Annotated in this window: 9 protein-coding genes; 3 read left to right on the plus strand and 6 right to left on the minus strand. The window is 55.3% G+C overall.

Going from position 1 to position 12,497, the window contains the following annotated elements:
* Window positions 1-786: 786 nt before the first annotated feature.
* A complete protein-coding gene (locus tag ACK1VC_RS06525) occupies window positions 787-1,032 on the minus strand; it encodes an antitoxin Xre/MbcA/ParS toxin-binding domain-containing protein (RefSeq protein WP_224372555.1) in 246 nt (81 codons plus the stop codon).
* Between the two features lie 192 nt (window positions 1,033-1,224).
* Between ACK1VC_RS06525 and ACK1VC_RS06530 the strand changes: the two genes are divergently transcribed.
* Genes ACK1VC_RS06530 through ACK1VC_RS06540 form a run of 3 tightly spaced genes read left to right on the plus strand, consistent with a single transcriptional unit; the run spans window position 1,225 to window position 7,725 of the window.
* Entirely contained in the window at window positions 1,225-2,259 is a 1,035-nt protein-coding gene (locus ACK1VC_RS06530; protein ID WP_191087646.1) for a restriction endonuclease-related protein, read from the plus strand.
* Window positions 2,247-5,387, plus strand: coding sequence for a hypothetical protein (locus tag ACK1VC_RS06535; RefSeq protein ID WP_191087645.1), 3,141 nt, complete (start codon window positions 2,247-2,249; stop codon window positions 5,385-5,387). The genes ACK1VC_RS06530 and ACK1VC_RS06535 overlap by 13 nt, the downstream gene beginning before the upstream one ends.
* The gene (locus tag ACK1VC_RS06540) at window positions 5,365-7,725 is read left to right on the plus strand and encodes an RNaseH domain-containing protein (protein WP_197884330.1); all 2,361 of its coding nucleotides are present in this window, start codon (window positions 5,365-5,367) and stop codon (window positions 7,723-7,725) included. Before ACK1VC_RS06535 ends, ACK1VC_RS06540 begins: the two co-directional genes overlap by 23 nt.
* A gap of 960 nt (window positions 7,726-8,685) precedes the next feature.
* On the opposite strand, the gene ACK1VC_RS06545 is transcribed toward ACK1VC_RS06540, so the two are convergent.
* From ACK1VC_RS06545 to ACK1VC_RS06565, 5 genes are all read right to left on the minus strand, one after another.
* The gene (locus tag ACK1VC_RS06545; protein WP_191087643.1) at window positions 8,686-8,982 is read right to left on the minus strand and encodes a hypothetical protein; all 297 of its coding nucleotides are present in this window, start codon (window positions 8,980-8,982) and stop codon (window positions 8,686-8,688) included.
* 299 nt (window positions 8,983-9,281) lie between these two features.
* Entirely contained in the window at window positions 9,282-9,512 is a 231-nt protein-coding gene (locus ACK1VC_RS06550) for a hypothetical protein (RefSeq protein ID WP_191087642.1), read from the minus strand.
* A 155-nt stretch (window positions 9,513-9,667) separates the two neighbouring features.
* Entirely contained in the window at window positions 9,668-11,650 is a 1,983-nt protein-coding gene (locus ACK1VC_RS06555) for an ATP-binding protein (protein ID WP_191087641.1), read from the minus strand.
* A 186-nt stretch (window positions 11,651-11,836) separates the two neighbouring features.
* Window positions 11,837-12,052, minus strand: a complete 216-nt coding sequence (locus ACK1VC_RS06560) for a hypothetical protein (protein ID WP_191087640.1) — start codon at window positions 12,050-12,052, stop codon at window positions 11,837-11,839.
* Between the two features lie 49 nt (window positions 12,053-12,101).
* Window positions 12,102-12,497, minus strand: coding sequence for a hypothetical protein (locus tag ACK1VC_RS06565; RefSeq protein WP_191087639.1), 396 nt, complete (start codon window positions 12,495-12,497; stop codon window positions 12,102-12,104).

Below are 12,497 nucleotides of genomic sequence, written 5' to 3' on the forward strand. Positions count from 1 at the left end.
ACTGCACGAACTGCTTTCATTAGGATTTCGAGCGTTCGATGTTGCTGGAGCAAAACATGGAGTTGGTAACTCCGTAATTCTGCGTGCATCCAAATCTTCTCATCGTCAAGACGTTCACTTCCCTACAGAATCTGTAGTTTTGCGGAGCGTGGAATTTTCGAACGCTATTCCGGGCGAATTACTTTTCCCAAGTCGCACCGGGCCTGGGCCTTTGCACAGGGTGAAAATTGCTCGAATATTCCACCAGTGGGTACTTCGTGCTGGCCTCGGGGAGCAGGGTGTTACGTTGCATGCGTACAGACGGTCAGTGATGACTCAGAAACTGATGGAGGCCGCATCCTCACTACCTGGATAAATGCAGAGATCTACAGCCTCTAAGTAGGACAGGCCCAGACAAACCGTATCAAGCAGATGTGTCTATTACTCTTAAAGGGCTGGTCGTGGGCGTCGGTTGCTGAGCCGCCACATGCTTGTGGCTCAGTGACTGCCATCGTCGATTGGTTGACGACGATCAGTCGACCATTGCTGTTCCGACTGAACGACACTGAGCTGCTTTGGGTACGGTTCAGCAACAATCGCTCAAGCATCTAGCCCTCTGCCGTGTCGACGTTAACCCATCATGGTCTCGAACTCCTCGTCAGTGAGGATCGAGGGAGTGTTGTGTGGCATCTAAGTGAGTCCCCGGAGGCAAGGCTGTCTGAGCCTCGGGTATTGGAGCGAGTCCCACGTGGTCGGCGACTCCCGGCGCAAAGGCAACCCAAACTCGATGGAGGCTTTCAAGGGCACTCAGGCTACGAAACCATGCTCCAGGCGCCAGATGAAATCGATGATGGTGTGAGTTTCCAGTTTTGTCGTGATCATGCTAGCCGGTGTTTTACCACCCAGCGCGTCAATGGGACGTGACATCCAATTCAGGGCTGAATCAAGATCTCCGCCGAACAGGCGCGTTGCTGCATCGAGCACTTCCAAATAACGAATCTGTTGGTCAGGGGGCAACGTGCTCATGGGCAACTCCTTCTGGGTTCGCTGTATCGCAGCGCCGGCTCAGCATTTTCTAACCTATGGCAAGCCTAGGCAACCGGCGTCGTTTCGTGTGTCGCCAAAGGGCCCGCCTGCCGAGTGACCTTGCAGGTTTAGCCATCTTGATCCAGCCTGCTTGATCAGGCAATGAAACGTGCAGAGCACGATGCTCCGCAGAGACATGCTTCCAGTGAAGGGGGGCCTATGGACTCGGTGGATCGCGAAGCCCAACGCTTGCTTGGCCTGATCGTGAAGGCGGCGCAGCTTAATGCCCGCCAACACGCCGAGCGGCACCATCTTCTGCGCCAGGTCAGCGCCCTGCTATGGTGGCTGGAGCCTGAATGCCCTCCCCGCACGATCGCCAGCTTGCTTGCCTGCCTTAGCTTGCCCCTTGAGCAGTGGCTGGACAGCAGCTTTACGCAAGGGTACCGGGGCGCCCTGCAGTTTGCAGACGAACCCACCATGCTTTGTCACGCCATAGCCATGGAGAACAATCCCCGCCAAGGCTGGGAGCTCGTCCAGCAGACCGTCAAGAATGTTCGCGACCTTTGCAGAACACGCCCTCACGGCGACGATGAATATCGAATGTTCCGCATGTTCCTGATCGATCACGGCGTCGTTGACGCTGATCGGAGCCTGGACTTTCTGATCCCGCTGCAGGTGAGCTTCAACTCGCTGTACGAACCGATACCAGAGCATTTCATCCGAGCCGGCCAGGTCTACCTGTGTCCAAGCTGTGGCTGGCCGATGGAAATTAGCCGCCGTGCGGTGTCTTGCGGGGCTTACTGGTGCGAGCAAACGGTAGGGATTGCACAGTGGGTGGGCGAGAAGCTGGTGAGCGTTAAAACCTCAAAAGTGCTCCAGGGGTGCTCAGCAAAAAACAAGTACAGGCTGACCCCGGCATTGTGGACGTTCACGCTGATTCCGGGGTTGCTAGAGCTGCGCCTGCGTGACCGCATCACCCGACTCGGGCTAACCGCTGAGCTGTGGCCAGACGTAGACCAGGCCGATCTGCGCTTCACGATTGACGAACGCACCTACTCGCTGGATGCCAAGGTGTGGCATTCGACCAAGAATCTCGGCCAGCATCTGTCCGGCAGCGCGCCGACAAAGGCCGTGATCGTGATTCCTGATTACCAGGCGCAGTATGTGCCCTCGCTGAAAGAGCAGTTCGATCCCAGGCAGATCATGTCTGAGTCTCAGTGTCTGCGCTGGGTGAAAAAACTATGCCGACACTGACAGAAAATGCCGCAACCGTGGCGCTCGCCTTGGCCGTGAAGCATATAAGCAAAGAGCCGATACTTGCCGACGCCGAGGTCTTCTTGGTGGGCCGCCCTCACCTTTGGAGCGGCTGGGCCAGCGCGTCTGGGGTAGCCCGTGACCAGATCATCACCCTCATCAAGTACCGCCCCATAGACCTCAATCAAACCGGACGATTTCTCGAAGAGGTTGGACGGGTGATGTTTGCCCCAGGTGCGCCGTTTCGAGTGGCCGGCATTGAAAGCCATGACGACCAGGTGATCCTGCCGCGCCTCAAGGAAACCGACGTCTACTGTTTCAAAGAGGGTTTTGACCTTGAGGGGCTCATCGAGGAAAAGCTTCGTACCCTCCAGACTGAATCCGCCGGCGCGACGTGCACGAAGTGGCCGACTGAGGGCCCTATCGTTCTGCGCGAAACACAACCCGATGGTTATCGCACCTTCGTCATCTCTGAAGAGCAGCGTCCTCGCTTGAAGCTGGAGAATGCAGCCTTACCCTTGATCGACGCTCCTGCTGTAGCAACCTTCCGCTGGGAAAAAGCTTCGTTGCGCAAGCTGGCTGTCGCGCTGGATCAAGCTGGGAGTGATCCGCTGAGTCCCCTGCACAAGAGCCATCAGGCGTCGCTGGATTTGATCGTGCGCAGCGACGAGGACGTCAAGGCGGACGCGGGGAACTTCTACCGTGTAAACGCACCCACGGGCACAGGCAAAACCGTGGTCATGGGATTGATGGGTATCGACAGCGCCTTGCAGGGGCACCGGGTTGTCATCGCAGTTCCCAATCTGACTGACGTGCGCAACATGGTTGAAACCTTGAAACGGTCGGTGAGTGTCGTGGCACCTCACCTCAAAGTCGCACCTTTGCATTCACAGCGCCGCATAGCCAGTGCAGCCGACTTTTACCTCGCACGGGGCCGAGAGGATCACCCGTACGACTATCGCTGCCTGCTGGACGCCTGCGCGACCGACGGAAGCGTGAGTCGTAGCGATGAGGAACCCTGCTTCAATCTGCAATTGCCTGGTGAGCGCCGAGGACGAGAGACCTTCAAACGCATTCGCAGCTGTCCGTTTCTGAACCAGTGCGGCAAACGCACCATGCTCGAACAGGCATTGGCAGCCGACATCGTGGTTGTGAATCACCATGCACTGATTTCTGGAACAACTCGCATAGCGGTTGAAGGCAGTGGTTCCGAGTCGCGAAGTCTGCTTGAGCTGTTGCTTCGATCAGCCTCGTTGTTCATGGTCGACGAAATTGACGGCCTTTTGCTGAGCGCTATCGACACCAGCGTGTTCGAGTTGCCGCTCAGCAACCACATTGAGCACAGCAGCCTTGCTGAGCTGCATATGGAGATCTTTGGGCGAGACAGCATTCCAGATGTCGATGCCACCACCCACTACCGCGCTCAGAGGGGCTGCAATGCGGTGATCCTGCATACGACGCGGCTATTGCAGTTGGCGTTGAAGCACATCAAGTGGCCTGACCGAGAAACTGTATGGGAACGTGCCGAAGACCAGATGATCAGCGACTACCTGGGCGTCGACCGTTCACTACTTGATGGCGTCTGTGGCTATGTGGAGCAAAGCATCCCGCAACACCTAAAACCCCTGCAGGAGCTCTTGCAAACCTTTTCTCACAACGAGGCGCAGCCAAGCCCGATCGAGGTGGTCGTCAACATCGGTAAGCAGCTGGCGGACTTGGCCAGGCAGAAGAAGCTGGGGCAGAAGCTGAACGAAGCGAAGCTCGAAAAGCTCAAGTCGGCGCTGGTCATCAGAACGAGCCTACATTTTATTGAGGACAGTTTGCGCACCCTGTACTCAGACGTTCCCGTCCTGGCGCGCGCCAAGGTGGCCGCAGCGCTGAGAGTGCAGCAGGATCTTTCAGGGTCAGCACCTTTCAGCCCTACGCCCCTGGGCCCGCTGCAGCGCGTGGTTTATGGCTTCAAGCGCAAGTTGTCCGGTCGTGATACATGGTCGCTCCAGGTGGTGGCCTTGTCCGGCGATCCCCATCGGACACTTCAGTATCTGCCCAACCTCACGTCGAAGATCCATGCCGGCGTGAATCGAACCTTCATCGGTTTCAGTGCCACCGCGTTCTTTCCTGGTGCCAGTTGTTTCGACCTGAGCGCCAAGACCCTTATTGACGTGCCAGATGCTAAGGGAAATATCCGCTTTGAAAACGTCCCCGTCTCCGTCCACGTATCCGGGGCGGGGCTCGAATCGCGGCTGCTGAATGTCAGGGATCTGGCCAGTGAACTGTGGGGCTGGCTCACCAGCCGCCTGGAGGCTTTAGAAGCCGATGACAACACCCGCGCCCGAGCTCGTTTGTTGCTGGTCACCGGGAGTGATGCCGAGGCAGAACAACTCGCCTCCACGCTGCATGAAATCTCTGCAGGCCTGTACAAGGTCGCCTGGATACGGGGCGGTAAGAAAGCGGATCGACAGGAGCGGTTACCGCTGGCCAACAGGCTGACATACGACGATCTCGTCGAGTTTGCTAGTGGCCCCAATGCTGATGTCCAGTTGCTGGTCAGCTCTATCTACCCAATGGCGCGGGGTCACAACATCGTGACCAAGGAGGCGAAGTCGGCACTAGGTGGCGTGGTCGTCTGTGTGAGGCCTTTGCCCTCCTCTGACCAGGCGGCAAACAATCTTGCGCACCTTTGCTATCGCGTCGGCGAAAGTGTTCTGCCCTCTGCCAGCCCCGGACTTGCCCTGCTGGAGGAACGCGCCATGGCGAACCGCATACTCAATGGAATACGGCTCGCTCCTCCCTACTTCTACAGCCAGCCAAAGGCGATTCGGTTCTACACCATCATGAACGTGCTGGTGACCCTGACTCAGCTTGTGGGCCGCGCCAGGCGCGGTGGAACGCCGGTCACCTGCTACCTCGCTGACGCTGCGTTTTTTGACAGCCGCTACACTTGGGCAACGCTTCTGAGCCGCACGATTGAAAAGCTCAAGGAGGATGGCCATTGGGGCGAGTTTGCAACCCATCATGCGGGCCTGGTGGAAGCCATGATGCTGTACATCGAAGCTTCCGGCCCCCAGAAAGCGCCAGGCACTCAAGAACTTGAGGGGCTAGACGATGAATATTTCCCTGAGGACTAACCTGTTCCGGTTCGACCCGGCTGAGCTGCCACCCGCCCAGCTATACCATGCGTCCCGGGATTTCATGAATGGATGGCAGCTACTGACCAATCATTTCGGGAAACCTTACCTACCTACTGAATGGCTGGAGGAGTTCCTTTGCTACCTGTCAGGTGGGCCAGTCTGGGTAAACGCGCAGTTGCTCAAGACCAAAGCAGTGCCAGCCATCGCCTCACTCAAGCTCATCGACCAAGACAAGCTCAACCGGGCAATCAACATATGGGCCCAGTACATACTGCGCAAGACAGAGCCCGGGCAAAAGGACTTCATCGATCTGCTGGTACCCGACCGTGCGGTTTCGATCCACGCCTCCGAGGTCATGCACGACCCTCGGCAAGCGACGGTGGCTTACAAGGTCGTCCCCTGGATGCTCGCGCAGCAGCTATCGAGCAAACCCATGGACTCTTCTGTCCCGCTCAACCTGTCTGTTTGTAGTGACGGCTCATTGCTCGCGTGGGACAGCCCGCTGCTGTACAACCGTGGTGAACGCCGGGCAGTGGCCATGCACTCCATTTCTCCCGGCTTGTTGTTGCTGCATAAAGTGCCCAGCAAATATGCCTCTGTCACGGTTCACCTGAGCCATATCCTGCCCGAGTGGCGCCATACCACGCATTCGGCCTGGGTCAAAACCGATCGGGGGATTTCAAAGTTCCAGATCCGGACGTTGCGAACGGATGAGGGGCAGTTTCAAACCGTCTATTCCAGCCCTGCCGCTGAGTTCATCCAGCACATGGGGGAAGGCGTTCTGCCCGCACTGGGTGGCAATGAGATCTCGCTCGCAGGGGCGATCCGCCCTATCCACACTCGCGCCCCAGTAGGATCACCTATCGGTAGTGGCGTTGGCACGGTCATTCTCGACCAGGCAAGCTTTCACATGCAGAAGATGCTGACCTCAGCCAAGCCCATGCTGACACGGTACGTGGGCCGGCTCATCGCTCAGCGAGTCGAGCCTCCGGCTGAGGCTGCCCGCCCGATTCGAATCGCGGTGGTCACCGCGCATACGGACATCATGATGCGCATCAACACGGCCTACGAGAACCTGCCCTCTCTGTCGCCCGTGTTCAAAGTGAAGCCAAAACCCCAGGTCATCCTGCAGCAAGTCCAGTGCAAAGATGCTCAGCGAATTCTGACGACCAGAGCTGAGTCGATTGAGATTCAGCGCTGGTTTACCCAAGAATTGCTGCCACGCCTGGTTGCCATGGCACCAGACGCTGCGATCATCGAGACGGCACCCGAGGTAGCCACGAAGGACGATAACGATCCGAAGCATATTCTGCGGGCGCTCTGTGCCAAACATGGCATCGCGACGCAGTTCATCTTCCACATCCAATCCGAAGGTGAAGGTGCTTCTTCGCCCAAGGGCATGGCTCCAGGGCTGAAAAGTCGCCTACGTAAATCGAAGTCTCCAACGCCAAAGGAGCCCGAGGATTACCCTGCGGTCAACAGTCTCATCGATGCCGTTCGAGGAACCGGGTATCTGCCGCTGCCGCTGGGTCGCACTTCAGGCATACCTGCCGGAACGACCGTTGTATCCATATTTGTCGACTACATCTCGCGGCTTGGCATGTACCTCCCCGTCATCACGCGAACCCAGGTCAATACCCGTGAGCTGCAGGTCTATGTTCATGGATCGGAAGGTCAACCAGGCGAATGGAAAAGTTACCGTGAAGGGCTCTGCGCCATCCATGCAGCGCCTACGTTGCTCGATGAAGCGGCTGCCAAATTGACAGTCGCGCGTGCATTGCTGGCACCCACTGCGGTGGCGGACAGCCCGTTGATTATCTTCATCAACGCCGGCGCAAAGCGCTTGTACCCAGGAATGAACGATGGCGAAGGTCACGGCTTGCCGCCCACTCCCCAACACGCCTGGTTGATACGCACTCGCGCCGATAATCAAACAGCTCAGATGACCGGTGTGCACTCTCTCTCGCCCTTGGCACCAATGTTCATAGGCAATCGGATCGGCGTACACCAGGCCGAGCATCAGGAGTTGGTGTACTACTTCACGTCCTACTCCAGAACCTTCAACAAAGTGCGCTCCCATCGCCACCATACGCGCTACGACGTCACGCAGTCGGAGCTCAAAGACGCGTGGCAGCAGCTCGGCGTGACGGAGTTCGTAATGATCCAGGAAGGGAATTTCGGAACCAGAGACCAGCTGGCACTGCAGGCTGGGTATTGGTGCAAGAACGCACCTCTCTGGGATGGATTCCTACGGCTCCCCTCCCCGCTGCATGCGGCCCGGCAGATCGCAGCAGATCACCCTGTGTCTGAGAAGCTGAGGAAGGGGCAGTTCTGAATGCGCGCAGTTGGTACATGCCATTGCCACGCGACCATAAACAACTTTACCAGTGGAATAATTGAGACAAGACTAATCCCAAATGATTATCTCCTTACTGATCGCCGCGTCATACAAAATGGCCTGTTTATCTCTCAATAAATTAACTCTGTGATTACTTCCCCACTGACCGCCTACTAAAAAGCATTATTTACTATCAATCACGTGCTATACTGCCCGCTTTGGTGATGACTAACAAACATGAGAACTTCGCATTTCAGACATATTCCAAGACGAAATCGGGCCAGAGGCTTGACATCTAAATTAAAATGGCACTCCACGAGATTTAAACTTGCCTTAGCAGAAGAAAACATTGAAAAGCAAAGCAAAGCAAAGAATCTATTGCTGCCTGGGAAACCATGGTAAAGTTATTTGAGATACTTCGCGGGGAACAGGATCTAGGGAACTTGGCATCTGAGCCGATGGAAGCAGGAACCGGATACTTGGTTATTTGCGACTCCATAGATGAACAGCTTGCCATGATGGAGCAGAAAAAATTGACCGCACTAGGTCTACAACTATCAGTCTCCGCAATGCCCTTAATAAGATTGCCCACTGGAAGAATACGACTTTTCGTGTCGATGGAAGAGGCGCTCATTACATACTACTAAGTGGCAATCAAACTCAAACCAAATGGGTGGCTGAAATCCACATAGCCAAATTATGTAAGAATTGCGCAACTGCAATTGCGGCGATCACAGGGTAACAGGGCTCTTGCCAGTTACAATAACGTTTGGGCGAAGGAGTGGCGCATGCTATACAGCTTTCCCATTCGATTCAGACGCACTATCTATCTAGTTAACCACCCTGGCCAACGCTGACATCAACGCAATGCAGACGTGTGAGAAACAAGAATCTCGCCCTAGAGTATCTATTTAAAGCCAGCGCTTATGATATGACTATCCGAGCGCTGGAGACTTATTACGGCACGATGAGAGGCTCTGGGCCTTTTTTTATCCAGGCTTTTAGCTCCTCAAATTCCGCAGAATTTAGATCTGGGAACAGTGTTTTGTTGATGCCAATTGTGGTTTCTTGGATCGTATAACCAGGAAATTTTTCACCCCCACTAGAGAGGGTAACTATCTCTTTAGAAAACTCTTCAAGCCCTGCATCTAGAGTCTTAAAAAATATTCTGCCGCGAGAATTTACGCCGTACCCCCCTTGCATCAATCTAGCTACTCTCGGGATTGTCATTAAGTCCGCGATAGCATTGTACACTCTTTTCTCAGTTACCACTTTATCGTTTGAAGGAGGCTTGGGCTTCAAAACGTCGAATGCATTACGATTACCATAAAGAGCTGCAATTCCGCAAAGAGTTATTAAATTACCTCTCTCAACTTGCGATCGATCCGCAATCTCTCCAATTTTTCCAGTATAGGACGCCTTTTTTCTTTCTTCAGTCTTTGAAATAGGTTTTCTTGCATATACTGGACTAATGGCGCGTACCTTTTAAAGTCGCGAGGCTGCTGATCTGAAGCAGCAATTGCGCTAAGAAGCGTTTCATTTTTAAAGAAGTCCTAATCAACCTTTGCATTCTTGAAGAAGTCTGGAAAATAATCGAGCTCTTTACTTATACCCTCAAAAGCCTCTTCCGTTGTCTGAGGCAACCCTTTATTTCCCTCAAGCATAGCAAACATCAAGCTTATAGTTACCCCTTTGCGATCCAAGGACTTAATCCTTGAAATTTGCTCCGGCTTCAGATCCTTAAAATTATCCTTGATTTTTCCGATGATATTTCTATCAATCATGTAAATTATTCCGCCCACTCACAGCTCCCTTTTTTGTTAACTTCCAGTATTCCGCTAATTGTCAGTCTACAAATTCGCCCAAGTTTTATATTTTTGCTTCAGTATGAACCACGTAGGTGAACACAAGACTACAAGCTCCGCCCGGTAGCTGCTGATCAGACGACTTCGTTGATCTCCGCTTCTGCCGGCTCTGCAGCACTGGGTGTGACCAGGTCAAGACTGCCCTGCTCCTGTGTAGACAGTACCTTGGCCAGAAGCGTGTCCGTCGTGAGATTGTCGTACCTGTCCTCCAGGGTTTTCCGTAAGCGCATCAGGCGAAGGTTGGCAGTGCTCACCAGAGTGCCGTAGGTGGTAGCCCTCACCTGGCCGTAGCTACGAGATTCATCACCCACTGTTTTGGACGTACTCACCCCGGCGGCGATCGACTGACCAACTACCCAAGCCGTGATGAACGGAGAGCCATTGACGTAGCCTGATGCGGCGATGTCCTGGACATACCCGTCGGCCTGGTTAACCTCATTACGATTGAGTTTGAAGCCGCCTTTCTTGAGCTCGATCAGCAGGATGTTTTGCATCTGGGCGACTGACGCATCCTGCGGATCGAACTGTTCGATACCTACCAGTTGGGCAGTAGCCCGGTCTGGCAGCACCACGATGTCAGGCCGTTTCCGATCGTTGATGAACGAAGCTTCCCCATCCCCCCAGAGCTGCTTCGCCACACTTTTCAGGGTCATGTTCGAGCAGTACTCCACTGACTCGAACTCTGGCCCGAACAACCAACGAGACCGCAGTATCAACGGATGCAGCGTGTGGAGTTCATCCGTCTCTGGATCCTCCGCCAGCCTGGTGATCGCCTCGATGACGCTGAGCCGGCCATCAATCTCATCCAGCACACGCAAGGCGTCCTTGACTGACCAATCGGCTAAAAGAGAGTCCAAGCCCTCAATGTCCGTCGCAGGAAGGTTGGCCAGCTTGTGAAGCAGCGATGCCCCGCTCTTGGATTTCTCAAGGTTGATCACGGCTTTCACCGCCGTGGCGAGAAACTCCGGGGACACCATGGGGTGAGCTTGGGCAACTGCTTTCGTGAAGGCAGTGACTTCGAGTTGGGCGCCGTGCCCCAGCGATTTGAGCTCTGACCGATTCTGTACCAACGCATCTTCTGAAGTGGCTTCCACAACCTCAGCCGCCAACTCATCCGCCACCTGGCCGATGCATTCTGCGGCGGCCTTGTACAGCTCTTCGACAGCGGGCGTTGACTGAAATCCTGTCCAGTCCTGAATCACATGCCCCTCAAAGCCCTGGGTGTCTACGATGACCTTATAGCGTTTGGCGAACCTTGTGCGGCCATCGAAGTTCGCTACCTGGCCGATAACCCACGAGGGATTACCGACGAGTCGGTGCTCAACCCAGAACGCCACACCTTGGTGGATGGAGGCATGGTTCTGCTGCGTGGAGTCGATGACGATGACTTTTGCTGTGCGCCCATCACTCAGCTTCAAAGTATGCGAGCGAGCATGCTGCTCAAGCTTGGCGAGGGTCAGCGGTGTGCCATTGACTCGAATTTGGAAACTCGGGTCATGAATGAACCTTGCGGCCAGCACCGTGATGATTTCATCCACATCCGGCATCTTGCGGGTAACCGACACGGACAACCGTGTGCCCGAACCCTCTCGCTCACCAAACTCCTCGGAGCGCACCACAAAAGGACTGGGCCCGGATTCGGTACCCACGATGAAGGTGCTGAGCTTGCCATCGCGCCAGGTTTCTACCTGGTACTGGTCACCGAAGCAAAGAAGGCCATGCCGACCAACCCCGTTGCGACCATAGGCCTTCCTGGATTTGCCGTTCTTGCCCTTGGGAAACTCAACCTTGGAGCTCTGATGCTTGAGACGGTCGTACCGAAGCGTCATCCAGCGTTTGCTGAACTGCTGAGCTGTCATTCCGTGACCGTCATCAACCACGGTCAGCGTCCCGCCTGGCTCAGTGGGTAAAATCAGGTCGACACTGCTCGCACCGGCATCCCAGGCATTGGCCACAAGCTCAGTGAGAGCCACCTGCGGTACGTGTGCGACGGGGCCCAACTCTCGGAGAAGATAGTCCTCCTCAAACAACGACAGATGACGGGTTTGGTCGGACATCGATTCCCTCCATGGATGGGTGCGCGCTGGCCAATTGCCAGACAGTAGCAGATGCGAGCAATCCTACCTGATTGGCTTGCTGAGCTAAATCCGGGAAGATCACTTTCCGAATACCCCGAAATCAGCGATCACGCGGTGCCGCACTCACCACTTAGCCTTTGTTTAGGCCAGGGAAAAAACACTGAGCTAGAGCCCCAAATCGGCGGCGAAATGCTCGTTACGATTCTGTTCGACCTGCTGCCCTGTCGCATCCGCGCTGGACTGCTTCAAAGCGTCGGGGGTCGAAGCTGCACTTTTCACCGCCAAGGCCTTACGCATCCACCCGCCTGCAGAATCGAATTCTCTCATCATGGCCGTGAACTCATCATCACTCGGTGCCATGGATATACGGTCTTGCTTCATGGCACCTCCCCAGTGGCCTTAGATCGGGCCTGCTGATTCACTGCCCCACTCACGCTCCCAAATCTACACCAAAGAGGGCATCACGCAGAATCGGCGGCGCTGCATGTTTGGTGACGAGCCGGCGCAGCAAGCACTGACTCAGGTGTGAACGAAGCCGAGAACGCATTTCGACGCACAGTTCCGACCGTCCGAAGTCGCCGTCAGGCCAGCATTCCAGCAGCGCCTCCCGCAAAATCGGAAGCGCTTCTTGCCCGGCAGTGCTGCAATACAGACGGGTCAATTCATCGAAGCCGGCACTGCGCTTGTAGCCTGATAACGCCTCCCTCAGAATTCCGCTTAGGGAATCCCCGTAGACCTTCCAAGCCATCTCCCACATCAGCTTCTCTACATCACCGTCCAACTCAAACCTCGCGTCTACTTCGTCACCGCATCGGGCGGTTTTCAA

Source organism: Pseudomonas sp. XP2 (assembly GCF_053557975.1).